21 protein-coding genes and 1 rRNA gene are annotated in these 25301 nt (G+C 71.6%); 16 read left to right on the plus strand and 6 right to left on the minus strand.

Translation table 11 applies throughout. The annotated features are described in order from the left end of the window. The first annotated feature begins 128 nt into the window (after window positions 1–128). The 8 genes from rrf (at window position 129) to ACGF3A_RS00040 (ending at window position 6771) form a co-directional block, all read left to right on the plus strand. Window positions 129–245 (plus strand): 5S ribosomal RNA (gene rrf / locus ACGF3A_RS00005). 104 nt (window positions 246–349) lie between these two features. Further along, window positions 350–1552 carry an MFS transporter gene (locus tag ACGF3A_RS00010; RefSeq protein WP_393724126.1) on the plus strand — a complete coding sequence of 401 codons (1203 nt, stop codon included), beginning with the start codon at window positions 350–352 and terminating at the stop codon, window positions 1550–1552. Continuing rightward, window positions 1521–2702 (plus strand): acetoin utilization protein AcuC, encoded by a 1182-nt coding sequence (locus ACGF3A_RS00015; protein ID WP_393724128.1) that lies wholly within the window; start codon window positions 1521–1523, stop codon window positions 2700–2702. The genes ACGF3A_RS00010 and ACGF3A_RS00015 overlap by 32 nt, the downstream gene beginning before the upstream one ends. A 333-nt stretch (window positions 2703–3035) precedes the next feature. Then, window positions 3036–3848 (plus strand): phosphatase, encoded by an 813-nt coding sequence (locus tag ACGF3A_RS00020; RefSeq protein WP_393727051.1) that lies wholly within the window; start codon window positions 3036–3038, stop codon window positions 3846–3848. Between the two features lie 128 nt (window positions 3849–3976). Further along, complete coding sequence (locus ACGF3A_RS00025; protein ID WP_344528488.1) at window positions 3977–4186, plus strand: helix-turn-helix domain-containing protein; 210 nt, start codon at window positions 3977–3979, stop codon at window positions 4184–4186. Window positions 4187–4372: 186 nt separating this feature from the next. Then, entirely contained in the window at window positions 4373–4471 is a 99-nt protein-coding gene (locus ACGF3A_RS00030; RefSeq protein ID WP_003948845.1) for a 30S ribosomal protein bS22, read from the plus strand. 145 nt (window positions 4472–4616) lie between these two features. Beyond that, complete coding sequence (locus tag ACGF3A_RS00035) at window positions 4617–5690, plus strand: NAD-dependent epimerase/dehydratase family protein (RefSeq protein WP_393724131.1); 1074 nt, start codon at window positions 4617–4619, stop codon at window positions 5688–5690. Further along, the gene (locus ACGF3A_RS00040) at window positions 5683–6771 is read left to right on the plus strand and encodes a lysophospholipid acyltransferase family protein (RefSeq protein WP_393724133.1); all 1089 of its coding nucleotides are present in this window, start codon (window positions 5683–5685) and stop codon (window positions 6769–6771) included. The genes ACGF3A_RS00035 and ACGF3A_RS00040 overlap by 8 nt, the downstream gene beginning before the upstream one ends. A 34-nt stretch (window positions 6772–6805) precedes the next feature. On the opposite strand, the gene ACGF3A_RS00045 is transcribed toward ACGF3A_RS00040, so the two are convergent. From ACGF3A_RS00045 to ACGF3A_RS00055, 3 genes are all read right to left on the minus strand, one after another. Then, complete coding sequence (locus tag ACGF3A_RS00045; protein ID WP_393724135.1) at window positions 6806–8071, minus strand: DUF5667 domain-containing protein; 1266 nt, start codon at window positions 8069–8071, stop codon at window positions 6806–6808. A gap of 282 nt (window positions 8072–8353) precedes the next feature. After that, the gene (locus ACGF3A_RS00050) at window positions 8354–9196 is read right to left on the minus strand and encodes an ECF subfamily RNA polymerase sigma factor, BldN family (RefSeq protein ID WP_393724137.1); all 843 of its coding nucleotides are present in this window, start codon (window positions 9194–9196) and stop codon (window positions 8354–8356) included. A gap of 369 nt (window positions 9197–9565) precedes the next feature. After that, complete coding sequence (locus tag ACGF3A_RS00055; RefSeq protein WP_393724139.1) at window positions 9566–10528, minus strand: HAD family hydrolase; 963 nt, start codon at window positions 10526–10528, stop codon at window positions 9566–9568. Between the two features lie 124 nt (window positions 10529–10652). Here ACGF3A_RS00055 and ACGF3A_RS00060 point away from each other — a divergent pair, with 124 nt between their 5' ends. The 6 genes from ACGF3A_RS00060 to hemB all read left to right on the plus strand — a co-directional run bounded on the left by ACGF3A_RS00060 (window position 10653) and on the right by hemB (window position 17076). Continuing rightward, entirely contained in the window at window positions 10653–10889 is a 237-nt protein-coding gene (locus ACGF3A_RS00060; RefSeq protein WP_393724141.1) for a glutaredoxin family protein, read from the plus strand. 284 nt (window positions 10890–11173) lie between these two features. Continuing rightward, window positions 11174–11980: a redox-sensing transcriptional repressor Rex gene (locus ACGF3A_RS00065; RefSeq protein WP_393724143.1), complete on the plus strand. Its 807-nt coding sequence runs from the start codon at window positions 11174–11176 to the stop codon at window positions 11978–11980. Beyond that, entirely contained in the window at window positions 11977–13347 is a 1371-nt protein-coding gene (locus ACGF3A_RS00070; protein WP_393724145.1) for a glutamyl-tRNA reductase, read from the plus strand. The genes ACGF3A_RS00065 and ACGF3A_RS00070 overlap by 4 nt, the downstream gene beginning before the upstream one ends. Further along, a complete protein-coding gene (gene hemC / locus ACGF3A_RS00075) occupies window positions 13344–14348 on the plus strand; it encodes a hydroxymethylbilane synthase (protein WP_393724146.1) in 1005 nt (334 codons plus the stop codon). Before ACGF3A_RS00070 ends, hemC begins: the two co-directional genes overlap by 4 nt. A gap of 83 nt (window positions 14349–14431) precedes the next feature. Beyond that, entirely contained in the window at window positions 14432–16054 is a 1623-nt protein-coding gene (locus ACGF3A_RS00080) for a uroporphyrinogen-III synthase (protein ID WP_393727053.1), read from the plus strand. Then, window positions 16051–17076: a porphobilinogen synthase gene (gene hemB / locus ACGF3A_RS00085; RefSeq protein ID WP_393724148.1), complete on the plus strand. Its 1026-nt coding sequence runs from the start codon at window positions 16051–16053 to the stop codon at window positions 17074–17076. The genes ACGF3A_RS00080 and hemB overlap by 4 nt, the downstream gene beginning before the upstream one ends. Window positions 17077–17239: 163 nt before the next feature. Here hemB and argS read toward each other — a convergent pair whose 3' ends face one another. Beyond that, window positions 17240–19009, minus strand: a complete 1770-nt coding sequence (argS, locus tag ACGF3A_RS00090) for an arginine--tRNA ligase (protein WP_393724150.1) — start codon at window positions 19007–19009, stop codon at window positions 17240–17242. 74 nt (window positions 19010–19083) lie between these two features. Between argS and lysS the strand changes: the two genes are divergently transcribed. Both lysS and ACGF3A_RS00100 read left to right on the plus strand, forming a co-directional pair. Continuing rightward, on the plus strand, window positions 19084–20883 hold the full coding sequence (lysS, locus tag ACGF3A_RS00095) for a lysine--tRNA ligase (protein WP_393724152.1): 1800 nt from the start codon (window positions 19084–19086) through the stop codon (window positions 20881–20883). A gap of 238 nt (window positions 20884–21121) precedes the next feature. After that, window positions 21122–22996, plus strand: coding sequence for a hypothetical protein (locus ACGF3A_RS00100; RefSeq protein ID WP_393724153.1), 1875 nt, complete (start codon window positions 21122–21124; stop codon window positions 22994–22996). Between the two features lie 6 nt (window positions 22997–23002). Here the strand turns inward: ACGF3A_RS00100 and ACGF3A_RS00105 are convergent, their stop codons facing one another. Beyond that, the gene (locus ACGF3A_RS00105; protein ID WP_393724155.1) at window positions 23003–24391 is read right to left on the minus strand and encodes a DUF2637 domain-containing protein; all 1389 of its coding nucleotides are present in this window, start codon (window positions 24389–24391) and stop codon (window positions 23003–23005) included. Between the two features lie 99 nt (window positions 24392–24490). Further along, window positions 24491–25192, minus strand: a complete 702-nt coding sequence (locus tag ACGF3A_RS00110; RefSeq protein WP_393724157.1) for a DUF3558 domain-containing protein — start codon at window positions 25190–25192, stop codon at window positions 24491–24493. Window positions 25193–25301: the final 109 nt, after the last annotated feature.

Genomic DNA, 25301 nt, shown 5'->3' on the forward strand with positions numbered 1-25301 from the left:
AAGGCGGGTAACCGCTGGAGTTGACTGGTACTAATAGGCCGAGGGCTTGTCCATTGATGCTCGCGTCCACTGTGTAGGTTCTGAGACAACAACCGTGAAGACGAACCGGTTTGTGTGTTTCATAGTGTTTCGGTGGTCATAGCGTGAGGGAAACGCCCGGTCACATTCCGAACCCGGAAGCTAAGCCTTTCAGCGCCGATGGTACTGCATGCGGGAGCGTGTGGGAGAGTAGGACACCGCCGAACTAAACATAGAAGAAGCCCCGTTGACACGGTCAGTGTCAACGGGGCTTTTTTTGTTTCGCCCCGCACCTACCCACGCGTAGCAACGAGTTCTACGCTGAGCGCCCATGACACAAGGGCACCTCTCGCGGGGCCGCGCCTCCCTGGCCGTGAGCTTTTTCGTCCAGGGAGCCGTCTTCGCGCTGCTCGTGACGCGCATCCCGGCGATCCAGGACCGGTACGGCATCTCCGACGCGCTGCTGCCGGTCTTCCTCGCGGCCGTGCCCGTGCTGGCCGGGGTCGGGAGCGTGGGCACCGAGCATCTGGTGAAGCGGGTGCGGCCGAGCGTGGTGCTGCGCGCGGCCCAGCCCGTCGTCTGTCTCTCGCTCCTCGCCGCGGGCGGTGTGCACGGGGTCGCCCAACTCGCGGTCGCCCTCGGCGTGTTCGGGCTCGCGGTCGGCGCGCTCGACGCGTCCATGAACATGCTGGGCGTCAGCCTTCAGCGCGCGTACGGGCGGAGCATCATGCTCAGCTTCCATGCCGCGTACAGCCTCGGCGGCATCGTCGGCGCCTCGCTCGCGTGGGCCGGCGCGCACTGGGACCTGGCGCTCGTCACGCTGTACGGGCCGGTGGTGGCCGTGCTGCTGCCGCTCGCCCTCGTCGCCAGTCGCTGGTACGTCGACGCGTCGCCCGCGGAGGAGAGTGAGAAGGGCCAGGAGGCGTCCGGGGGCTCCGTCTCCATGAAGCTGCTGCTGCCGCTCTGTCTCGTGATGACCTTCGCGTACATCGGGGACTCGACTGTCTCCAACTGGAGTGCGAAGTACCTCCAGGACGTGCTCGGGAGCTCCGAGCAGCTCGCGACCGTGCCCTACAACGTGTACATGGTGACCACCCTGATCGGGCGGGCCGTCGGGGACCTGGGCGTACGGCGGTTCGGGGCCGTGGCGGTCGTACGCGCGGGGACCGTGGGCGCCGCGCTCGGCTTCGCGGTGGTGGCCGTGGCGCCGGGGGCGTGGAGCGGGATCGCCGGGTTCACGCTGCTGGGGCTGGGCCTGTGCGTGCTGGTGCCGCAGACGTTCGCCGCCGCGGGGCGGCGCTTCCCCCATGCTTCGGACACGGCCATCGCGCGGCTGAACATCTTCAACTATGTGGGCTTCCTGATCGGTTCTCCGCTCGTCGGGGCTCTCGGGGACGCCTGGAGCTACCGGGGCGCGATGATCGTTCCGATGCTGCTGGTGCTGGTGACGCTCGTGTACGCGCGCTCGTTCGCGGCCGACGACGACCGATACGGTGGCGGGCATGAGCGGTCGCGCGCGGTTGATGTGGGATGAGGGCGTCACGGGCTACGACTTCGGGTCCGGCCATCCGATGGACCCGGTGCGGCTCGCGCTGACCATGCGGCTGGTCGAGGCCCTGGGCGTCGACCGTACGCCCGAGCTGACCGTCGCCTCGGCGAAGGCGGCCGGGGACTCGACGCTGCGGCTCGTGCACCGGCAGGACTACGTCGACGCGGTGCGGCGGGCCTCGCTCGACCCGGCCGCCGCGGAGCAGCACTACGGGCTCGGGACGGTGGACGACCCGGCCTTCGCGGGGATGCACGAGGCCTCGTCGCTGATCGCCGGGCAGTCGGTCGGCGCGGCCGAGGCGGTGTGGGGCGGACAGGCGCTGCACGCGGTGAACTTCGCGGGCGGGCTGCACCACGCGATGCCGGGCGCCGCCTCCGGCTTCTGCGTCTACAACGACGCCGCCCTCGCCATCGCGCGCCTGCTCGAACTGGGCGCCGAACGTGTCGCGTACGTCGACATGGACGTGCACCACGGCGACGGGGTCCAGGCCGTGTTCTGGGACGACCCGCGCGTACTGACGATCTCGCTGCACGAGCACCCGCGCACGCTCTTCCCCGGCACCGGCTGGCCCGAGGAGCGCGGCGGGGACGCGGCGGAGGGCTCAGCGGCGAACGTGGCGCTGCCGCCGGGGACGGGCGACGCGGGCTGGCTGCGGGCGCTGCACGCGGTGGTGCCCGAGCTGTTGGAGGCGTTCGGGCCGCAGGCGCTGGTCACCCAGCACGGGGCCGACACGCACTTCGAAGATCCGCTCGCGCACCTGACGTTGAGCGTCGACGCCCAGCGCGCGGGCGCCGTCGCGGCGCACGACTGGGCGCACGCGTACGCGGACGGGCGCTGGGTGGCGCTGGGGGGCGGGGGCTACGCGGTCGTCGATGTGGTGCCGCGCACCTGGACGCATCTGACGGCGGTCGCGGCGGGCGCTCCGGTCGAGCCGACGGCCGAGGTCCCGGGGGAGTGGCGACGCGAGGTGTACGCGCGTACGGGCGAGGCCGGCGGGCCGCTGCGGATGACGGACGGGCGCGAGCCCGCGTGGCGCGGCTGGGCGGAGGCCGGTTACGACCCGGCGGACGCGCTGGACCAGGCGGTGCTGACGACGCGACGCTCGGTCTTCCCCGCGCACGGGCTGCTGCCGTAAGCCGTATCCGGCGGGCTGCTGGGCAGGGGCTGCCCCTGCCTGTCCGCCGCAGTCTGCGGGTTGTGGAGGGTTGCTCGCGCAGTTCCCCGCGCCCCTGAGGCCTCAGGGGCGCGGGGCTGTGTGTCGACATGCGGCTCCGCCGCGTGGGCGCGACAAGCCACGACGCGGCCGCAGTCTGCAAGGCACCGCACGGGGCAGCTCCTGCCCAGCCCCAAGACCAGGGCAACCCTGTTGGCAAGGATCTGGAACCGGATGCCCGTTCGGGGGGTGGCCGTGCCGCGTTGACGGCGCCGTCCGGTGGCCGCGCGCCGCAGCATGGGAGCCGTGGTCAGCATGAGCGTGGACGCGCTGCGGGCGCATCTGCTCGCGACCGGGCTCGCCGGGACGGTGGCGACGTCGAGGGAGAAGAGCCTCGGCCGGTACCGTCTCTTCTCGGCGCGTGATCCCCGCGCGCTGATCGGCCTGGAGCCCGAAGGTGAGTGGAAGGTTCCGGAACTGATCGGATTGATGGCCGCGTCGTGCGGGGTATCGGCAGATCTGGAGAAGGTTTCCGGACCGGACACGATTGATCCCGAACGGACCATCGCGGCCCTCGACTCGTTCGCCGACTGCCTGCGACGGGTCGCGGAGCGACGCGCTCCGGTCCTCCTCGGGACGGGCCACCCGGACCGACTCCTGGACTTCTACGCCACATTGGCCTCATCCCTCTCGGCGGCAGGGTGTGAGGTTCTAGCACCGGCGCAGGGGAGACGTATCGACATAGCGACCCGATTCGGGGTACGTCAGTGCAACCTCTCCTACGTACGGGGAGTCGCTCTGGTCCACGCGACCGGCGCCCGGCCGGGCCCGCGCACGCCCCGCGTACACACGCACTCCCCGTTGCCACTTAGGACCGCGCTCGCCGCCGTGGCCACCGAGGGGCGGCCCCTCCCCGAGCTGGTCATCGGGGACCACGGCTGGGCCTGCGGGGCAGGTCAGCTCGGTATCGAGGCCATCGGGCCCGCGGACACGGACGATCCGGCGCTCTTCGTGGGGCAGGCCGAGGGGCGGGTTGCCGTCGCAGTTCCGCTTGATGACGCTGCGCGGTCCGATTACTACCGCCCGCTTACTCGCTATGTACTCAATCGAGCGTGTCTGTCACAGTAGGCGGCCGATCGCTACTCCTCTTCCCCACTTGCATCACCCGCCCCTAATCTGGGGAGGAGCGCACATGCGAGCAGGAGTCACCGGAGGGGAAGCCGGTGCCCGACATGTGCGGAAGGTTCAGGTGTGACATGGCTGCTGGCGAGAGGCCTCTGAACGAGGTCGTGTTCCTGACCGTGGCGGAAGTCGCCGCCGTGATGCGAGTCTCCAAGATGACCGTGTACCGCCTGGTGCACAGCGGTCATCTGCCGGCGATCCGGGTGGGCAGGTCCTTCCGGGTCCCGGAGAAGGCTGTCCATGAGTATCTCCAAGAGTCTTATGTGGGGGTGGAGAGCGCTTGAGCCGGCATCGGGTGTGACCGGCTCGGACTGATCCGGAGTCCCTCGGCGACCCTCGGATTACGACCTTTACTCGGTGCCCGGTAGGCTGACCCCATGTAGGTCGTGTGGGCTCGGACGCCCCGCACCGAGTGAATCGAAATGAGTTCTCCCCGCATTCGTGGGGATGATCCGTGAGCGAGGGTAGTCGTGGGCTCTGTCATCAAGAAGCGGCGTAAGCGGATGGCTAAGAAGAAGCATCGCAAGCTGCTGAAGCGCACGCGTGTGCAGCGCCGCAACAAGAAGTGAGCGAGCGCACCGCACGTAGCTGACCGCCGCCTTTCCCTCCCCGCCACCGCGTGGGGAGGGAAAGGCGGCGGTCGTCGTTTTCAGCGCCGCAACACGCACCGGATACGGTGAGCCGAAATCGGGGTCGGGGCAGCAGGGAGGGATCTTGGGCAAGGTCGTGCTCGTCACCGGAGTGGCCCGGCAGCTCGGCGGCCGCTTCGCGCGCCGCGTCCAGCGCGAGCCGGACGTCGACCGGGTCATCGGCGTGGACGCGGTCCCGCCCGCGCACCACCTGGGCGGCGCCACCTTCGTACGGGCCGACATCCGGCAGCCCGACATCGCCGCAGTGCTGGCCGAGCACGGCGTCGACACCGTGGTCCACATGGATGTGAACGGCACCCCGCTGGGCCCCCGGGGCGGCGGCCGGGCGTCGGTCAAGGAGACCAACGTGATCGGCGCCATGCAGCTCCTCGGCGCCTGCCAGAAGTCGGCCACCGTCAGCCGCCTGGTGATCAAATCGACCACGAGCGTGTACGGTTCCGCGCCCCGCGACCCCGCCGTCTTCGACGAGACGACCCCGTCCAAGGCCCTCCCCAGCGGCGGCTTCGCGAAGGACGCCGTGGAGGTCGAGGGGTACGTGCGCGGCTTCGCGCGCCGCCGCCCCGACGTGGCCGTGACGGTGCTGCGCTTCGCGCACGTCCTCGGCCCGTCCGCCGACACGCCCCTCGCCGCGTACTTCTCGCTGCCCGTACTGCCGACCGTGCTCGGCTACGACCCGCGGCTCCAGTTCGTCCACGAGGACGACGCGGTGGAGGCCCTGCGGCTGGCCGCAGGAGAGCCCCGCAAGGGCACGCTCAACGCGGGGACGTTCAACGTCGCGGGAGACGGCGTCCTGCTGCTCTCCCAGTGCGCCCGCAGGCTCGGCCGCCCCACGGTGCCGATGCTGCTGCCCGCGATCCGCTGGGGCAGGAGCGCGCTGCGCTCCGTGGGCGCCACGGACTTCTCCCCCGAGCAGATACGGCTGCTCACCCACGGCCGGGTCGTGCGGACGACCCACACCCGTGACGTCTTCGGCTTCACACCGCGCTGGACGACGCAGGAGACGCTCGCCGCCTTCGCGCACTCCCGGGGCGAGGGGCTGCTGCCGCCGCAGCGCCTGGCCCGTACGGTCGACAGGGTGGCGGCGCTGCTGCGGGACGAGCGGGACGAGCGGGACGAGGAGGTGCGCCAGGATGGCTGACGCGAAGGTCATACCCTTCGACGACGGGCGCAGGAGGGGCGAGAAGGGGGCGCGCGGCGCCCGGAAGCCGCCCCTGACGTCCCTGCCGGACCAGAACGGGAAGCGCGCGAGCGCCGGGCCCGAGGACGGCGCCCCCGAGGGCGAGCCCGCCACGGAGGCGGGGGCCGAGGCGGAAGCGGAAGCGGAGCCCGGCGCTGAGGGTGCCGCGGACGGCGGCGGCCTGCTCGACAAGGTGCTCGGTGCGGACTGGGAGGAGCGCGCCTCGCGCGGCCTGGACTTCCTGCGCCGCCGGATCACCGGCGAGTACGAGATCGACGACTTCGGCTACGACCAGGAGCTGACCGAGCAGGTCCTGCTCACGGCGCTGCGCCCGCTCTACGAGAAGTACTTCCGCGTCGAGGTGAAGGGGCTGGAGAACGTCCCCGACGACGGCGCGGCCCTGATCGTCGCCAACCACTCCGGCACGCTCCCGCTGGACGGCCTGATGCTCCAGGTCGCCGTCCACGACCACCACCCCGCGGACCGCCACCTGCGGCTGCTGGGGGCCGACCTGGTCTTCATGCTCCCGCTCGTGAACGAGCTGGCGCGCAAGGCCGGGCACACCCTGGCCTGCACCGAGGACGCCCAGGTGCTGCTGGAGCGGGGCGAGCTGGTCGGGGTGATGCCGGAGGGCTTCAAGGGGCTCGGCAAGCCGTTCTCCGACCGCTACAAGCTCCAGCGGTTCGGGCGCGGCGGCTTCGTCTCCACGGCGCTGCGCGCCGGGGCGCCCATCGTCCCGTGCTCGATCGTCGGGGCCGAGGAGATCTACCCCATGATCGGCAACTCGCGGACGCTGGCCCGGCTCTTCGGCTTCCCGTACTTCCCGATCACCCCGACCTTCCCCTGGCTGGGGGCGCTGGGCGCCGTGCCGCTGCCGACGAAGTGGACGATCCAGTTCGGCGAGCCGATCCCGACCGACGGCTATCCGCCGGAGGCGGCCGAGGACCCGATGCTGATGTTCAACCTGACGGACCAGGTGCGCGAGACGATCCAGCACACCCTCTACAAACTGCTGGTGCGGCGGCGGTCCGTGTTCTTCTGACCGCCGCCGCACCAGAGAGGCGCGGTGTTCCGCGCTACTTGTCGCCCTCGTCCAGGCCGAGCCCCGGCAGCACGTCCGGGACGACCGGCGGCAGGGTGACGTCCGGCTCCCCGCCGTCCGAGGGCGAGGAGTCCCCGGAACCGGAATCGGAGGGCTGCCGCTCCTTCTCCGGCTCGTCCTTGGGCGGGTCGAGCAGCTCGCCGCCGCCGATCAGCCCCTCGTGCTCGCGCTGGGAGTCGGACGGTGAGGGCGATCCGCTCCCACTCTCCGAGCCGCCGCCCCCGCCGGCCGGCGACGAGGGGCTCGACTCGGTGGGAGAGGGCGCCTCCTCGCTCGTACGCTCGCGGGTGTCCCGGCGCTCGTGGCGCTGCGGCTTCCCCTCGTCGGGGGTGCTCGGGAAGAGCGCCTCCAGCGGGGTGACCTCGCTGTCCATGGCGTCGAAGACCGAGCTCACCTCGTCGCCCACATCGGTCAGTTGGACCGGGAGGCGGTCACGGAGCTGCGTCCAGGTCGCGCGGTGCCCCTTGGAGAACGAGGACAGCGACTGCATACGGCCGATGTCCCCGTCCTTCTCGTAGGCGGAGCGGAGCAGCCGGTGGCCCTCGGCGGCGTCGTGCCGCATTCCGCCGAGCGTCCTGCGGACCTCGCTCAGCACCTCGTGGTCCAGCTCGCCCGCGCGGTCGCGCTCCATGAGGCGCCGGGCCTCCTGGAGACGGGTCGAGGCGTGGTCCAGGAAGACGGAGCCCTTGTCCGCGTCGTCGCCCGCGAGGTCGAGCTGGAGGTCCTCCATGCCGCGCTTCAGCCCGTAGAGCGTGTCGCCCGGGAGGGCGTCGGTGCTCGCGGCGGCCATGCCGCCGAAGGCACTCGCGGCGACTCCCACGCCCAGTCCGCCCGCCGTGAGGCCCTTGGCGAGCCGCGATTTGGGGCGGAGCTTGCTCAGCGGGCCCAGACCGGGTGCGCGATGCGCGCCGCGTGACGGCGCGCGGGCACCGGCGCGTGCGCCGCGCTGCCCTGGGAACTGCGCGCCGTCGGCTCCCGACCGGCCATCCGCCCCATCCGCGCCCTCGGCGAACGCGGTCTCCATCGCCGCGATCAACTGGGCACGCTGGACGGTCTTGACCTCCGGGTCCAACTCCGGCCTCGGCAGGGCCTCAAGCCCCTCGGCCAGGGTCAGCAGCGCATCATGCTCGCCGGATCCCGCCGCCTCGTCCTCGGCCGCCGCACCCTCGTCGAGCTCCTGCTCTTCCAGGGCCTGGGCGAAGGCGATTGCCCGACGGCTCGTAGACACGGATCCGATCACCGGCGGCACCTCCTCTCGTCAGCACGGTCGACTCCCCACCACATATGGAAGGTTGCGTGGTCGCTCGTGTCCACTCAGCGGAGTGAGTGAGCCCGGGCATGCCACGGCTCCGGGGAGTCTGCAACCCCCTCAACGAGCGGCAAGCCAGTCGGGTTACGGAGTCACGATGATGTGACCGGAGGGCCGGAAACGCCCCGGGAAACGGGTCCTGGGGCGGTGCTGGGACGAGGGCGGGACGGGGACGGGTGGGGACGGGGCGGGGGGACGGAGGCGGGGACCTGGTCAGCGCGCGTCGTCGGGGAGCAGCCGGGCGAGGGTGCGGACGGCGCGGTACTGGAGGGTCTTGATCGCTCCTTCGTTCTTGCCCATGATGCGGGCCGTTTCGGCGACGGAGAGACCCTGGAGAAATCGGAGCGTGACGCACTCCTGCTGTTGGGGGTTGAGCTTACGGACGGCTTCCAGCAGAGCGGCGTTGGAGAGGGATTCGAGGACCGACTCCTCCGGGCTGCGCTCGACCTCGTTCGCGTCGAGCATCTCGCCGGTGGTCACTTCGAGGCGGAAGCGGCTCGACTTGAAGTGGTCGGCGACGAGATTGCGCGCGATCGTGACGAGCCAGGCCCCGAAGTCACGGCCCTGCCAGGTGAAGGTGCCGATGCGGCGGAGGGCGCGGAGGAAGGTCTCGCTGGTGAGGTCCTCGGCGGTGGCCCGGCCGCCGACGCGGTAGTAGATGTAGCGGTAGACCGTGTCGCTGTACTGGTCGTACAGACGGCCGAACGCCTCGGCCTCGCCGTCCTGCGCCCGTTCGACGAGGTCCATCATCCGGCGGCTGTCGGTGTCGGAGGCCGCCGGGCGGCGCTCCGTCCTGCGGGAGGCGGTGCCGGAGGCCGTACGGGAGCGTCTGCCGACGGGGGCGGGACTCTTGGCGGCGGAGGTCGTGGAGGCGGCGGTCGTGGCGCCCGCGGCGCCGTCGGCGAAGGCGTAGCAGGGGCCTGCGGGGACAGGTGCGGCTGTGGCGGCGAGGACCGGGACGGCGTACGCGGTGGGGACGAATGCACGCAGTTGGTCGAAGACTGTCGTGCGCAGCGTAGCCAGGCCCGAGGCGTCAACCCCGACGTGTGGGTACACGGGACTCCCAGAGGCAGAGCTTCCATCACGTGCAGTGCGGGACCTTTCGCCCGGCGTAGGGACGGATGGGTACCGAATTGCGTCTGAGGAGAATAACGCTTCGTACAGGCAGCGCTACACCTAGTTGCTGAAATCGTCGATTCAGTTTGGTCTGTTACGGATTGGCGTCGCAGTCGGTCGAGGGTCTGCGCGGCGTATTGACCGGTTGGGCGACTGAATTTGTCACATGAGCGACGTGTTATGGCCGAGCGCAGTGGCGGGGACTGGCGGCGCACAGGCGCGGGTAAAAGCCTTGAATTGCCCCGGCGCGCGGGCGCGTGCCCGGTGCCCGGAAGCCGGGGCCAGGTGGGGGAATCCCTTGTGGGGGCGCTAGCGGCGGCGGCGCTGGAGGGCCGCGGCGGCGGCCGCGCCGCCCGCGAGAGCGCCGACTCCGGCGGCGGCCGGAATGCCGACCTTTGCCGCCTTGCGGCCGGTGCGGTAATCGCGCAGACGCCAGCCCATTTCGCGAGCGTGTGCGCGAAGCCTGCTGTCAGGATTGATCGCATACGGATAACCGACGAGCGACAGCATCGGGATGTCGTTCGCCGAATCGCTGTACGCCGCGCACCGCTCCAGCTCCAGCTCCTCGGCCGTGGCGAGGGCGCGGACGGCCTCGGCCTTGGCGGGGCCGTGCAGGGGCTCGCCGACGAGCCTGCCGGTGTAGACGCCGCCGACGGACTCGGCGACCGTGCCGAGCGCGCCGGTCAGGCCGAGGCGGCGGGCGATGATCGTCGCGGTCTCCACGGGCGCCGCGGTGACGAGCCACACCTTCTGGCCCGCGTCGAGGTGCGCCTGGGCGAGGGCGCGGGTGCCGGGCCAGATGCGGCCCGCCATGTACTCGTCGTAGATCTCCTCGCCGATGGCCATCAGCTCCGAGACCCGGTGGCCCTTGACGATCGAGAGGGCGCTGTCGCGGGCGTCCTGCATGTGCTCCGCGTTCTCCGAGCCCGCGAGCCGGAAGTACGCCTGCTGCCAGGCGAAGCGGGTCAGCTCGCGCTTGCGGAAGAACTTCCGCTTGTAGAGGCCCCTGCCGAAGTGGAAGAGGGCGGCGCCCTGCATCACCGTGTTGTCCAGGTCGAAGAAGGCGGCCGCGTGGGTGTCCCCGGCGACGGGGAACTCCGGCTCCCCGGCCTCCGGGCCGCCCTCCGCGAGGTCCTTCGGGGCCTCGGCCTCCTGCGCCGCCTGGTCGGCCTGCTCCTGCTTGCGGGCCGCCTCGGCGGCGGCCTCGCCGGCCAGCACGCTCCGCGCGGTGGCGGAGCGCTTGCGTGCGGTGAGCCATGCGGGAAGGGCCATACCGCGAGCATAGCCAGCCCGTTCGGCAAGCCCGTTACGCGCGAGTGTCCATGCGCGTGCACCGCGTGAACGGACGGGACCGCGGGTGGTCGGGAGGGCCCGTGAAGGGGCGCAGAATGGCCGTATGAAGACCGTGACGCTGATCGGGAAGCCGGGCTGCCATCTCTGTGACGTCGCACGGGACGTGATCGTCCGGGTGTGCGGCGAGACGGGCGCGCAGTGGGAGGAGAAGGACATCAACCAGGACCAGGAGCTGTACCGCAAGTACTGGGAGCAGATTCCGGTCGTGCTGGTCGACGGCGCTCAGCACGACTTCTGGCGGGTGGACCCGCAGCGGCTGCGCGCCGCGCTGGAGGCGTGAGAGCTGCCCGTTCCGTGGTCGGAGTTCGGGCTGGTTTCGATTACCATCGAGGGCGTTTTGCCGTCCTGGGGGGTATACGTGAGGAGTGTGGCCGGGTGTCCCCGTTGATACGTGTGGCGCCGGTCACGTTGGCCGGACAAAGCGGACACTATCTTTGTGCACGCGTTCACAAAGGCATAGCCTGGGCGCGACGGAGCGGTCCCGGAACTGCAGCCCGTGTGCGGCTTCGCCGCAGGGGCCTCGCGTGCGACCGCTCACCGCTTCGCGCAAACGGCAGGAGCACCGTGGCAACTGGCCGAAATCATCGACCGGCGACGAGCCGCAGCCGAGGAATCCCCGAGGCCACCGTCGCCCGTCTTCCGCTGTATCTGCGGGCACTCACCGCGCTCTCCGAGCGCTCGGTGCCCACGGTCTCCTCGGAGGAACTGGCGGCTGCCGCCGGGGTCAACTCGGCCAAGCTGCGCAAGGATTTCTCGTATCTCGGCTCCTACGGCACGCGGGGCGTCGGCTACGACGTCGAGTATCTCGTCTACCAGATCTCCCGTGAGCTGGGGCTCACCCAGGACTGGCCCGTCGTCATCGTCGGTATCGGCAACCTCGGCGCCGCCCTCGCCAATTACGGCGGCTTCGCCTCGCGCGGCTTCCGCGTCGCCGCGCTGATCGACGCGGACCCCTCGCTCGCGGGCAGGCCCGTGGCCGGGATCGCGGTGCAGCACACCGACGAGCTGGAGACGATCATCTCCGAGAACGGGGTGTCGATCGGCGTGATCGCGACGCCCGCCGGCGCCGCGCAGCAGGTGTGCGACCGGCTCGTCGCGGCCGGGATCACCTCGATCCTCAACTTCGCGCCGACCGTGCTCTCCGTGCCCGAGGGCGTGGACGTGCGCAAGGTCGACCTGTCGATAGAGCTGCAGATCCTCGCCTTCCACGAGCAGCGGAAGGCCGGGGAGGAGCCGCACGGCGAGGACGAGGGTGCCGCGCACCCCGTCGCGCCGCCCGCCGCGACCGTCACCAAGAGGCCCGCCGCGACCTCCGCCAAGCGCCCCGAGTCCGGACCTGACGGGGACGTTCCCGCCGTGATGCCGGCATGAGCCTTCTCGTCGTCGGACTGAGCCATCGCAGTGCGCCGGTCAGTGTGCTGGAGCGTGCCGCGCTGGAGGCGCAGGAGCGGGGGAAGCTGCTCCAGGACGCCGTGGGCGCGGAGCCCGCTGCCGAGGCCGCGGTGCTGTCCACCTGCAACCGGATCGAACTCTATGCCGACGTGGACAAGTTCCACGCCGGTGTCGCCGAACTGTCCACCCTGCTCGCGCAGCACAGCGGCGTGGGCCTGGAGGAGCTGACCCCGTACCTCTACGTGCACTACGAGGACCGGGCCGTCCACCACCTCTTCTCGGTGGCGTGCGGGCTCGACTCGATGGTGGTCGGCGAGGGGCAGATCCTCGGGCAGATCAAGGACGCGCTCGCGCTCGCGCAGGAGCAGCACACGGCCGGGCGGCTGCTGAACGATCTCTTCCAGCAGGCACTTCGCGTCGGCAAGCGAGCGCATTCCGAGACCGGCATCGACAAGGCCGGTCAGTCGCTGGTCACCTTCGGTCTGGAGCAGCTGGCCGCCGACGAGTCCGTCGCCGCGTGGGTGCGCGGGAGGCGTGCGCTGGTCATCGGCGCCGGTTCGATGTCCTCGCTCGCGGCGGCGACCCTCGCCCGCGCGGGTGTGGCCGAACTGGTGATCGCCAACAGGACCCTGGCCCGCGCCGAGCGCCTCGCCGCCGCGCTGGCCGAGGAGCGGGCCGGGGACGGCGACGGCTCCGGCGACGGCCCCGGCTCCGGCTCCGGCTCCGGCGATGACGGTTTCGCCGTACGGGCCCTGTCCATGGACGGCGTCGCCGAGGAGCTGTCGCGCGCGGACATCGCCGTGTCCTGCACCGGCGCCACGGGGCTCGTGCTGAAGGCGTCCGACGTCGAGGAGGCGACCCCGCTCGCGCTGCTCGACCTCGCCATGCCCCGCGACATCGACGCCGCCGTGCACCGGATCGCGGGCGCGCGGCTCGTGGACATCGAGTCGCTCGCGGAGGCCGAGGCCGACGCGCCCATGGCGGCCGACGTGGACGCCGTGCGCGGCATCGTGACGGAGGAGGTCGCCGCCTTCGGCGCCGCCCAGCGGGCCGCGACGATCACGCCGACCGTCGTCGCGCTGCGCACCATGGCCGCCGACGTCGTCGCCAGCGAGATGGCGCGGCTCGACGGGCGGCTGCACGGAATGGACGACAAGCTGCGCGCGGAGGTCACGCAGACCGTGCGCCGGGTCGTCGACAAGCTGCTGCACGCGCCGACCGTGCGTGTGAAGCAGCTCGCGGGCGAGCCCGGCGGCGCCGGGTACGCGGACGCGCTGCGTGAACTCTTCGACCTCGACCCACAGGCGGTCGCCGCTGTGAGCAATCCCGAACAGGAGCGGCAATGAGCAAGGCCCCGGACCACGATCAGGTCCGAGCACTGAGGCTGGGCACCCGGCGCAGCACCCTCGCGATGGCCCAGTCCGGGCTGGTCGCCGACGAGGTGCGTCAGCTCACGGGCCGTCCCGTCGAGCTGGTCGAGATCACCACGTACGGCGACACCAGCAGGGAGCACCTCACGCAGATCGGCGGCACCGGTGTGTTCGTCAACGCGCTGCGTGACGCGCTGCGCGACGGTGAAATCGATTTCGCCGTGCACTCGCTGAAGGACCTGCCGACCGCGCAGCCCGAGGAGTTCACGCTGGCCGCCGTGCCCGCGCGGGCCGACGTACGGGACGCGCTGGTCGCGCGCGACGGGCTCGGCTTCCAGGAGCTGATCCGTGACGGCGCTCCGCGCGTCGCCCGTATCGGCACCGGCTCGCCGCGCCGCATGTCCCAGCTCCACGCGTGGGCACGGACGTTCGGGGTCGAGATCGAGACCGTTCCGATCCGGGGGAATATCGACACGCGTATCGGGTACGTGCGCTCAGGCGAGCTCGACGCCGTCGTGCTCGCCGCCGCCGGGCTCCAGCGGGTCGGCCGTCTCGCCGAGGCCACCGAGCTGATCAGCCCGGACGCTGTTCTGCCCGCCCCCGGCCAGGGGGCACTGGCTGTCGAGTGCGCCGCGTCCGACGCGCACCTGGCCGCCCAGCTCGCCGAGCTCGACGACCCGTACACCCGGGCCGCCGTGACCGCCGAGCGAACCCTGCTCGCCGCCTTGGAGGCCGGTTGCAGCGCACCCGTCGGTGCGCTGGCCGACCTTCTTGCCGAGGAGCAGGTTGTCACCGAAATGCGCCTGCGCGGAGTTGTCGGCACCACCGACGGCGCCACGCTGGTGCAGTTGTCCACCACCGGTCCCGTACCGGCGTCCGACGGCGACGAGGCGGCCCCGCAGCGCATGGGCCGCGAACTCGCCGACGAGATGCTCGCCAAGGGTGCGGCCGGTCTGATGGGGGAGCGAGCACTTTGAGCCCCACCGCCGCCGACAAGTCGAGCACCGCACGGGTAGCCCGACAGGCAGAACAGCAGGCAGCAGCCGCGCCACGACCGCACCTGCACGGTGCGCACGGACACGTCACCTTCCTGGGTGCCGGGCCCGGCGACCCGGGGCTGCTGACCCTCCGCGCCGTCGAGGCGCTGTCGCAGGCCGATGTGCTCGTCGCCGATCCCCGGGTACGGGACGTCGTGCGCACACACACGCGGGCAGGGGTGGACACCCCGCTCCAGCCGGAAGGGCAGGAGGCATCAACTGCCCCTGACCCGGCGGGCGATGCAGCAGATCTTGCCATGGCCGCCGCGCGCTCCGGCAAGCGGGTCGTACGAGCGGTGGCCGGTGACCCCGGCCTCGACTCGGACGCCGCCCGCGAGATGCTCGCGCTCGCCTCCGCCGGGATCCCCTTCGAGGTGGTGCCGGGAGTCGCGGCCGCCGTCGGCGTGCCCGCGTACGCCGGGGTGCCGCTGCGGGACGCGCAGGGCACGGACGTGCGCTTCGTGGACGCCGCGACCGCCGACGACAGATGCTGGACCGAGGTCGGGGTGAGCGACGCGACCGTCGTCGTCTCCACCACCCTGGAGTCGGTCGCCGCCACCGCGGGCGAGCTGGTCGCCGCGGGCCGCAAGCCGGACACCCCGCTGACCGTCACCCTCGCCGGGACGACCACGCGCCAGCGCACGTTCACCGCGACGCTCGGCAGCATCCAGCAGACCCTGAAGCAGGCGAAGGTGCTGCCCTCGCCCGACGGCGGGCAGTCCGTCATAGCCGTGGTCGGCGAGCGCAGCGCCGCGGCCCAGCGCGATCAGCTGGCCTGGTTCGAGTCCAAGCCGCTGTTCGGCTGGCAGGTCCTGGTGCCGCGCACCAAGGAGCAGGCGGCCTCCCTCTCCGACCAGTTGCGTTCGTACGGCGCGGTCCCGGCCGAGGTGCCGACCATCGCCGTGGAGCCGCCGCGCACCCCGCAGCAGATGGAGCGCGCGGTCAAGGGCCTGGTCACGGGCCGCTACGAGTGGATCGCCTTCACCTCCGTCAACGCGGTCAAGGCGGTGCGCGAGAAGTTCGAGGAGTACGGGCTCGACGCGCGGGCCTTCGCCGGGATCAAGGTCGCGGCGGTGGGCGAGCAGACGGCGCGTGCCCTCATCGCCTTCGGCGTGAAGCCCGATCTGGTGCCGAGCGGCGAGCAGTCGGCCGCCGGTCTGCTGGAGGACTGGCCGCCGTACGACCCGGTGTTCGACCCGATCGACCGTGTCTTCCTGCCGCGCGCCGACATCGCGACCGAGACCCTCGTCGCCGGGCTCATCGAGCTGGGCTGGGAGGTCGACGACGTCACCGCGTACCGCACCGTGCGCGCCTCGCCGCCGCCCGCCGAGACCCGCGAGGCGATCAAGGGCGGCGGGTTCGACGCGGTCCTGTTCACCTCGTCGTCCACCGTGCGGAACCTCGTGGGCATCGCGGGCAAGCCGCACAACGTCACCGTCATCGCCTGCATCGGCCCGGCCACCGCCAAGACGGCGGAGGAGCACGGCCTGCGGGTGGACGTCATGTCGCCCGAGCCGTCCGTGCACAAGCTGGCCGAGGCGCTGGCCGACTTCGGCGCGCAGCGGCGTGCCGACGCCGTGGAGGCGGGTGACCCCGTGAAGCGGCCGAGCGAGAAGCGCCCGGCCAGGAGGAGGGCACGTTCGTGAACGACAGCACAACCGGGGCCCCGTACGGCGGGAATCCGTACGGGGGTTTCCCGGGCACCCGGCTCCGCAGGCTGCGTACGACGCCGGCGATGCGCCGCATGGTCGCCGAGCACCGGGTGCACCCGTCCGACCTGATCCTGCCGGTCTTCGTCCGTGAGGGCGCGGCCGAGCCGGTGCCGATCTCCTCGATGCCCGGCGTCGTGCAGCACTCGCGCGAGTCGCTGAAGAAGGCGGCGGCCGAGGCCGTCACCGCCGGGCTCGGCGGGATCATGGTCTTCGGCGTCCCGGAGGACGCGAAGAAGGACGCGGCGGGCACGGCCGGGACCGATCCGGACGGCATCCTCCAGGTCGCGCTCCGCGACGTACGGGCCGAGGTCGGCGACGACCTCGTGGTCATGTCCGACCTGTGCCTCGACGAGTACACCGACCACGGCCACTGCGGCGTCCTCGACGCCGAGGGCCGGGTCGACAACGACGCCACGCTGGGGCGGTACGCCGACATGGCCCTCGTCCAGGCGGAGGCCGGAGCGCATGTGCTCGGGCCGAGCGGGATGATGGACGGCCAGGTCGGCCACGTGCGGCGGGCGCTGGACGGCGCCGGGCACGAGGACGTGGGGATCTTCGCGTACACCGCGAAGTACGCCTCCGCCTTCTTCGGCCCGTTCCGCGAGGCCGTCGCCTCCTCACTCACCGGCGACCGCAAGACGTACCAGCAGGACTACGCGAACGGGCGCGAGGCGCTGCGCGAGCTGGAGCTGGACATCGCCGAGGGCGCGGACATGGCCATGGTCAAGCCGGGCATGCCGTACCTGGACGTGCTCAAGGAGGTCGCGGCCGCGACGGACGTGCCGGTGGGCGCGTACCAGATCTCCGGCGAGTACGCGATGATCGAGCTCGCCGCCGAGAGGGGGCTCGTGGACCGCGAGGCCGCGATCCTGGAAGCGCTGACCGGCTTCAAGCGGGCCGGTGCGCGCATGATTCTGACGTACTGGGCTACGGAGGCCGCGGGCCTTCTGCGCTGACCGATTTCCGGCTGGGGCAGCCTTTGCCGGGCCCTCTTGAGAGGGCTCCGGGCAGGGGCTGCCCCTTGCTGTCGCGTCGCGGGCCACCGCGTGCAGGCGGGTTGCGCGCGCAGTTCCCCGCGCCCCTGAAGGGCGCCTGTCGGCGCCCGCAGGGCGCCGCGGCTCACAGTCGCTCAGGCGTCCTGATGCCCAGCAGGTCCATGCCCTGGTGGAGGGTGCGGGCCGTCAGGTCGCAGAGGAAGAGGCGGTTCTCCTTCTGCTCCTCGGTGTCGGCCTTGAGGACGGGGCAGTTCTCGAAGAACCGGCTGTAGAGCGAGGCCAGTTCGTACAGGTACGCGGCGAGCTTGTGCGGCGCGTACTCCTCGGCGACGGCCGCCAGCGTGTCACCGAACTCGTCGAGCTGGAGCGCGAGCGCCCGCTCGGCCGGGGCCAGCTCGATCTCCGGGTGCGGCGCGGGCTTCGCGGTCTCGCCGCCCCTGCGGAAGATCGAGCGGATACGGGCGTACGCGTACTGGAGGTAGACGCTGGTGTCGCCCTGGAGGGAGACCATCCGGTCCAGGTCGAACACGTAGTCCCGCGTCATGGAGTTCGACAGGTCCGCGTACTTCACCGCGCCGATGCCGACCTGCGAGGCGCGGTCCTGGATCTCCTCCTCCGTGAGGTCCTGCGCCTTCTCGCGCACCACCTCGGCGGCCCGCTCCACCGCCTCGTCGAGCAGGTCGACCAGCCGGACCGTCTCGCCCTCGCGGGTCTTGAACGGCTTGCCGTCCTTGCCCAGCACGGTGCCGAACGCGAGCTGCTTCGCGGCGCCCTCGGGCAGCCAGCCCGCGCGCTGGGCGGTCTCGAAGACCATCCGGAAGTGCAGGGCCTGCCGGGCGTCCACCACGTACAGCAGGGTGTCGGCCTTGAGCTCGCCGATCCGGTTGCGGATCGCGGCCAGGTCCGTGGCCGCGTATCCGAAGCCGCCGTTGGACTTCTGGACGATGAGCGGCGTCGGGGTGCCGTCGGGGCCCTTCACGTCCTCGAAGAAGACGCACAGCGCGCCCTCGGAGCGCACGGCGACGCCGGACTCCTCCAGGTCCTTCACGACCTGGTGCAGATCGTCGTTGTACGCGCTCTCGCCGACGACGTCCTCGTCGCGGACCTCGACGTCCAGCTCGGCGTAGATGCCCTGGAAGTACGTCTTCGACTCGTCGACGATCTTGTGCCAGAGCGCGAGCGTCTCCGGGTCGCCGCTCTGCAGCGCCGGGACCCGGTCACGGGCGCGGGCCTTGAAGGCCTCGTCGGAGTCGAAGACCGCGCGCGAGGACTTGTAGAGCCGGTTGAGCCGGGCCATGGCGGCCTCGCCCGCGTCCTTGGCGCCCGCCGCGTCCGCCTCGTGGTCCAGCTCGGTCGGGTGCTCGATCAGGTACTGGATGAGCATGCCGAAGTTGGTGCCCCAGTCGCCGATGTGGTGGCGCCGGATCACCTTCTCGCCCCGGTGTTCGAGGATGTGCACGATGGCGTCGCCGATCACCGTGGACCGCAGGTGGCCGACGTGCATCTCCTTGGCGACGTTCGGCTGCGAGTAGTCGATCACGGTGGTGCCGGGGTGCTCCGCGTACCCCACACCCAGCCGGTCGTCGGCCGCGCGGGCCGCGAGCGTACGGACGATCGCCTCGTCGCTCACCGTGATGTTCAGGAAGCCGGGGCCCGAGACCTCGATGTCCTTGATCTCGCCGCCCTCGGGGAGCTCCGCGACGACCTTGGCGGCCAGCTCGCGGGGGTTGCCCTTGAGCTGCTTGGCGAGGGCCAGCATGCCGTTGGCCTGGAAGTCCGCCCTGTCGCTACGTCGCAGCAGGGGGTCGGCGGAGGCGGCATCCGGCAGGGCAGCCGAGAGGGCGTCCGAGACACGCTGGCGGACCGAAGCGGCGAGTGAGGGGACCGAGGCCATGGAGAGCTAACCGTTCCGTTGGATGGTCGTGTGAATGGCCCCAGTATCCCACGGGACGGCCACCGGTTTTCTGGATGGGACAATGGGGCGGAAGGCTTGTGACGCGCAGAGAGAAGGAAGTGCCGGACGTGGCTCAGACCACTCATGAGGCCGACTGGGTCTCCCGTATCGCCGATGAGGTCATCGCCGAGTCGGAGCGTCGTGCCCCCGGCAAGAAAATCGTCTGCGCGTCGGGCCTGAGTCCCTCGGGCCCGATCCACCTCGGCAACCTGCGCGAGGTGATGGTCCCGCACCTGGTCGCGGACGAGATCAAGCGGCGGGGCGTCGACTGCGAGCACATCATCTCGTGGGACGACTACGACCGGTTCCGCAAGGTCCCGGCCGGGGTCGAGGGCGTCGACGAGTCGTGGAGCGAGCACATCGGCCGCCCGCTGACCGCCGTCCCGGCGCCGCCCAGCAGCCCGTACGAGAGCTGGGGCCAGCACTTCAAGGCAGCGATGGAGGCGTCCCTCGCCGAGCTGGGCGTCGAGTACCGGGGCATCAGCCAGACGGAGATGTACACGGGCGGGGCCTACCGCGAGCAGATCCTCTTCGCCATGCGCGAGCGCGGGGCCATCGACGCCGTGCTCGACCGCTACCGGACGCTGGAGAAGGCCGGTAAGGGCGGTGGTAAGAAGCAGCAGCAGAAGCAGCAGAAGCCCGCCGACGAGGCCGAGGTCGAGGCCGCCGAGGGCTCCGGCGCGGCGAGCGAGGACGACGGCTCCACGGGCTCCGGCGCCTACTACCCGTACAAGCCCTACTGCACGGTCTGCGGCCGCGACCTGACGACCGTGACGGCGTACGACGACGAGTCCACCGAGCTGGCCTACAGCTGCGTGTGCGGGCACGGCGAGACGGTGCTGCTGCGCGAGTTCGACCACGGCAAGCTGGTCTGGAAGGTCGACTGGCCGATGCGCTGGGCGTACGAGGGCGTCGTCTTCGAGCCCTCGGGCGTGGACCACCAGTCGCCGGGCTCGTCGTTCGTCGTCGGCGGGCAGCTCGTGAAGGAGATCTTCGGCGGCGCGCAGCCGATCGGCCCGATGTACGCGTTCGTCGGCATCAGCGGCATGGCGAAGATGTCCTCGTCCAAGGGCGGCGTGCCGACCCCGGCCGACGCGCTGCAGATCATGGAGGGCCCGCTGCTGCGCTGGCTGTACGCGCGCCGCAAGCCGAACCAGTCCTTCAAGGTCGCCTTCGACCAGGAGATCCAGCGGATGTACGACGAGTGGGACGCGCTCGTCCGCAAGATCGCGGACGGCAGCGCCCAGCCCGCCGACGTCGCCGCGCACACGCGTGCGTCCTCGACCGCGCTCGGCCCGCTCACCGTCACCCCGCGCCCGCTGCCGTACCGCACGCTCGCCTCCGTCACGGACATCACGGGCGGCCAGGAGGAGCAGACGCTGCGGATCCTGAGCGAGCTGGACCCGGAGCACCCGGTGCACGCGCTGGACGAGGTCCGCCCGCGGCTCGACCGCGCGCACCGCTGGATCACCACCCAGGTGCCGGAGGACCAGCGCACGCGCGTCCGCGACGAGCCGGACACGGAGCTGCTGGCCTCGCTGGACGAGACCGCGCGCGAGTCGCTGCGGATGCTGCTGGACGGGCTGGACGAGCACTGGTCGCTCGACGGGCTGACCCAGCTCGTCTACGGCGTGCCGAAGATCCAGGCCGGTCTCGACCCGGACGCCAAGCCGACGCCGGAGCTGAAGGTCGCCCAGCGCGGCTTCTTCGCACTCCTGTACCGGCTGCTGGTCGGGCGCGAGACGGGCCCGCGACTGCCCACGCTGCTGCTGGCGGTGGGCCAGGAGCGGGTGCGCAAGCTGTTGGCGGCGTAGGCCGTGACCGAGGGGCTTGCTGGGCAGGGGCTGCCCCTGCCTGTGCCTCGCAGGCCGCGCGTGCGTTGTGGTTGCTCGCGCAGTTCCCCGCGCCCCTGAGGCCTCAGGGGCGCGGGGAACTGCGCGCAACCAGGATCCGCCGGACACGGCCTGGCCGGTGGCGTAAAGCTGTTGCCGTGACGGGGACGCGCTGTCAGGATCGGCGCATGACCAAGGGAATCGAGATCCTCACGCGCTGGTGAGCGCGTCCCCCGCGCGGCTCCCACGGCTTTCGCTGTACGGGCACGCGCGCCGTCTTCTCCGTCAGACCTACCCGGATGGCCGCGAGGGCCCGTTGCCCGCGGGCGGACATCCCCTTCCCGACGAGCCGTTCCGGCCGGACCGGGACCACGACGTCGACCGTCAGCTCCGGCTGCGGACCGTGCTGGAGGAGTTCCTCGCGGAGGATCCGGCGGATCCGGCTGCGGCGGATCCGGAGCGGCTGCGTGAGCTGATCGGCGACCTCGACATCGGCGAGCGTACGGCCTTCCCGGTCGTCGAATCCCTCCCCGAGACCGACCCCGCGCGCGCCCGCGCGCTCGGGCTGCGGCTCGTACGCGACGGCACCGACCGGCGCGTCGTATGGGTCGGGCTCGCGCTGCTGCGGGGCACGGCGGGGCCCGACGAGGTGCCGTACATCGTGGCCGTGGGGCGGCTGTCCCGCTGTCTGCGGCCCGCCGCCGAGGTGCTGGCCTCGCTCGACGGCACGGCGGGCGAGATCGTACGGCTCGCCGAGTGCGCCGCCCGGCCGCAGCAGCGGAGCGACGCCGTCCACGTGCTGTGCCAGCGGCCGGATCCGGTGGCGCGGCACTGGCTGCGGCGGCGCGGGCTCGGCCCGGGGCGGGAGGAGGCCGCGCGGGCCCGTACGGTCGCGGAGGCGGCGGACCTGCCCTCGGCGCCGCTCACGGACCCGGAGGTCCTCGCGCACACCGGACGGCTGCTCGCGACCATGGCCGAGCCGGAGGACAGCATTCCGCAGATCCTCCGCTACGCGGACGCGCGCCGTGTCCTGCTCGCCTTCTCCACGCACGCCGCGTCCCTCGAACCCACGCTCGATCACCGGGCGCTGCTCACCTCGCTCCTCCTCGACGTGCACAGCGGGCACACGCGGCTGCTGGACTGGGAGGCGGGGGAGCGCGAGCTGATCGTGGAACGGCTGTGCGACGCGCTGTGGTCGTGGCCGGAGCCCGAGGCGCCTCCCGTGCCCTCGGCCTCCGACCTGCGGGCACGGACCGACCGGGCGCGCGCCGAGTGGGTGGCGCGGATGCGGACCCGCGCGCCCCAGCGGGAGGACGACGAGCCCCCCGCCGTACGGGAGGGGTTGAGCACCCTCCGGATCGAGGTGACCTCGCGCGACCCCGACCGCTGGTTCCGCGCCGAGACCCGCGTCCTCGTCGACGGGCGGCCGGTGCTCGGCGAGGCCCTCGGCTCAGGTCCGGTGCACGCACCCGAACACCTCCTGGAGCCGGGCCTGTTGCGCGCCGGGCCGGACGGCGCCGAGCCGCACGAGGTCCAACTCCTGGAGGCCCTCTGCACGGAGCCGTGCTGCGGCGCGCTCTACGCCGCGATCAGCCGCGAGGGGGACACGGTGGTCTGGCAGGTGTGGCGGACCTTCCCGGAGGAGGAGAAGCTCCAACTCCGCTTCGACGCCGTCCAGTACGACGCCGAGGTCGCCCGTGCCGAGAACGACCACAGCTGGGAGTGGCCCGCCCGTACGTTCACCCGTCTCATCGGCGAACGGCTCCGGGCCGAGCCGGAGGTGCTGGGCCGGTGGAGATGCGTCCTGGAGGAGGTCGGCCTCGCGCCCGGTAAGTACGACGCGGTGCGGTTGACGTTCCACTACCCGTACGAACCGTCGGGCGACGAGGGTGATTCGGAGGGGGAGGCGGAGGCTCCGTGGCTGCGGTTCGGCTGCGAGCACATGGACAACGGGTGGTCGCCGGAGCTCCAGGCCGAACGCGCGGTGGGCCGCCTGGCGCGGGACGACCCGAAGTCGTTCGGCTTCATCGCGGGCGGTACTCGTGCGCACGCGGAGGCGCTGGGCTTCGAGTGGCCGGGCAGGCCGGGGGATTGACCAGGATCAGCCCGCGAGGCCCATCTCGGTGTTGTAGCGGTCCTTGAACTCGCGCATGTACGAGAAGAGATAGCTCTCGCTGAGCAGCCCGCCGTCGGCGGTCGTCACGCCCCGCTCGTGCAGGGTGCGGGAGAGCTGGCGGGCGTTGGGGCGTTCGCCGTGCGAGGCGACGTACTCGCGGTAGATCCCGAAGTAGTACTCCTCGCGCGGGACCCCGTCCGGTATCCCGATGGGCTCGTCGTCGGCGACAGGGGGAGAGGAGAGGGTCCGGTGGCGCCCGCCGGGGGTCACGGGCACGGTCACCCGCGGCCCGGGATCGCGCCGCTCGGCGGCGTAGGCGGGCACGGGCTCGGGCACGGGCGCCGGTACGGGCTCCGGCTCGGGCTCCGGTACGGGGAGGGGCTCTTGCACGGGATCGGGGTCGGGGCCGGGTTCCGGCACGGGCCTGGCGACGGGCTCGGGTGCGGGCTCCGGCTCCGGGACGGCCTCTTGAGCAGTAGCGGGCACGGGCACCTGCTCCGGCACGGGCACCTGCTCCGGCACGGGCACCTGCTCCGGCACGGGCACCTGCTCCGGCACGGGCGCCGCCTGCTCGGGCACGGGTCCCGGTTGTGGGGCGGGCCCCGGCACCGTCTCTGGGGCGGGCGCGGGCACGGGCGCGGAATCCGGCATGAGCTCCGGGCCGGGGCGCTCCCACGCCCCCTCCCGCAGCGCCTCCGGCGGCGTGGGAACGGTCGTCAGGCTCTTGGCGAGCGGCACCCCGTAACGGGCGAGCTTCAGCGGCATCAGCGCCTCGACGGGCGCCTTGCGCCGCCACCCGCGCCCGTAACGCGCCCGCAGCCGCGTCTCGTAGACGAGCCGGTCCTGCTCCATCCGGATCACCTCGTCGTACGAACGCAGCTCCCACAGCTTCATCCGGCGCCACAGCCGGAACGTCGAGGGGAACGCCAGCAGCCAGCGCGACAGCCGTACGCCCTCCATGTGCTTGTCGGCGGTGATGTCCGCGACGCGGCCGATCGCGTGCCGCGCGGCCTCGACCGTGACGACGAAGAGCACGGGGATCACCGCGTGCATGCCGACCCCGAGCGGATCGGGCCAGGCCGCGGCGCCGTTGAAGGCGATGGTGGCGGCCGTCAGCAGCCAGGCGGTCTGGCGCAGCAGCGGGAAGGGGATGCGGATCCAGGTGAGGAGCAGGTCGAGCGCGAGCAGGACGACGATGCCCGCGTCGACGCCGATCGGGAAGAAGGGCGCGAAGGAGCCGAAGCCCTTCTTCTCCGCGAGGTCGCGCACTGCCGAGAACGAACCGGCGAAGCCGATCGCTGCGATCACCACGGCGCCGGTGACGACGACCGCGATGAGTATGCGGTGTATTCGCGTGAGTTGTACGCCCTGCACTGGAGTTGTCCCCCACCCTCGGAAACTGGCGGGCCCAGCCTGGCATACGCGTCAAGGCGGAAGGCGCCCTCCGGAAGAACTCCGGAGGGCGCCCGCGCGCTACTTGATGTTGGTGATCGCTTCCTTCGCGGCCTTCTCGGCCTTCTTCTTCAGGTCCTCCGGCTTGGGCTGCTTGGCGTCCTCGAAGCCCGCGCCCTCGTAGTCCACGGTCACGACCACGTTGGCCGTGCGGGCGACGAGGCGCTCGCCGGTGAAGTCCTCGGACTTGCCCTTGGAGTCCTTCTTCTTGGTCTCGTAGCTGACCGAGGTGGCCTGCTCGCCGACATCGGCGACGTGGGAGTCCTTGGCCTTCTTGTTGTCCTTGTTGCCCGTGGTCTCGCCGACGCGCTCGTCCAGGAACTGGCCGGCGCGCTTGTCGCCGGTGCCCAGCGAGGCCTCGGAGTCGAAGCGCTTGAGCGAGATCGTCAACTGCCGGTAGTCGTACTTGTCCAGGCCGCTCCACAGGCAGCTCGTGGAGTCGTTGGTGTCGCCGGAGCCGACGCGCTTGCCCGCCTCGTTGTCGGACTTGGGGACGAGGTCCTTGACCGTGCCCTTGCCGATGCTCTTGCAGGAGTCGGGCAACTCCTTGAACTTCGCGGGCGCGACCTTGGCCGGCTTGGACTTGCTGGCGGAGTCCGAGGGGGAGTCGGAGTCCTTCCCGCCGTTGTCGGAGTCCGAGGAGCAGCCGGCGACCAGCAGGACGGGCAGCGCGACTGCCGCACAGGCGAGAGTACGGGCGATGCGCGGGACGTTTCGGTGCATGGTTCCTTCGCTTCCGGGGATTCTTCGGTTCTGGGAGCTGAGGGGGTGGCTCTGTTGGACGGCACGGTACGCGGCTCATGAGGCGCGGTGGGCGATTCGTGGCACCGCG

Source organism: Streptomyces sp. NPDC048172 (assembly GCF_043202595.1).
In the GTDB taxonomy this organism is placed as follows: domain Bacteria; phylum Actinomycetota; class Actinomycetes; order Streptomycetales; family Streptomycetaceae; genus Streptomyces.

What these genes read in the sequence shown, in the direction of transcription:
- ACGF3A_RS00025 (WP_344528488.1), top strand. Translation starts at nt 3,977, where the DNA reads ATGGCTGCTGGCGAGAGGCCTCTGAACGAGGTCGTGTTCCTGACCGTG.
- ACGF3A_RS00015 (WP_393724128.1), top strand. Translation starts at nt 1,521, where the DNA reads ATGAGCGGTCGCGCGCGGTTGATGTGGGATGAGGGCGTCACGGGCTAC.
- hemC (WP_393724146.1), top strand. Translation starts at nt 13,344, where the DNA reads ATGAGCAAGGCCCCGGACCACGATCAGGTCCGAGCACTGAGGCTGGGC.
- ACGF3A_RS00010 (WP_393724126.1), top strand. Translation starts at nt 350, where the DNA reads ATGACACAAGGGCACCTCTCGCGGGGCCGCGCCTCCCTGGCCGTGAGC.
- ACGF3A_RS00020 (WP_393727051.1), top strand. Translation starts at nt 3,036, where the DNA reads ATGAGCGTGGACGCGCTGCGGGCGCATCTGCTCGCGACCGGGCTCGCC.
- ACGF3A_RS00070 (WP_393724145.1), top strand. Translation starts at nt 11,977, where the DNA reads ATGAGCCTTCTCGTCGTCGGACTGAGCCATCGCAGTGCGCCGGTCAGT.
- ACGF3A_RS00060 (WP_393724141.1), top strand. Translation starts at nt 10,653, where the DNA reads ATGAAGACCGTGACGCTGATCGGGAAGCCGGGCTGCCATCTCTGTGAC.
- ACGF3A_RS00040 (WP_393724133.1), top strand. Translation starts at nt 5,683, where the DNA reads ATGGCTGACGCGAAGGTCATACCCTTCGACGACGGGCGCAGGAGGGGC.
- lysS (WP_393724152.1), top strand. Translation starts at nt 19,084, where the DNA reads ATGGGACAATGGGGCGGAAGGCTTGTGACGCGCAGAGAGAAGGAAGTG.
- ACGF3A_RS00055 (WP_393724139.1), bottom strand. Translation starts at nt 10,528, where the DNA reads ATGGCCCTTCCCGCATGGCTCACCGCACGCAAGCGCTCCGCCACCGCG.
- ACGF3A_RS00110 (WP_393724157.1), bottom strand. Translation starts at nt 25,192, where the DNA reads ATGCACCGAAACGTCCCGCGCATCGCCCGTACTCTCGCCTGTGCGGCA.
- argS (WP_393724150.1), bottom strand. Translation starts at nt 19,009, where the DNA reads ATGGCCTCGGTCCCCTCACTCGCCGCTTCGGTCCGCCAGCGTGTCTCG.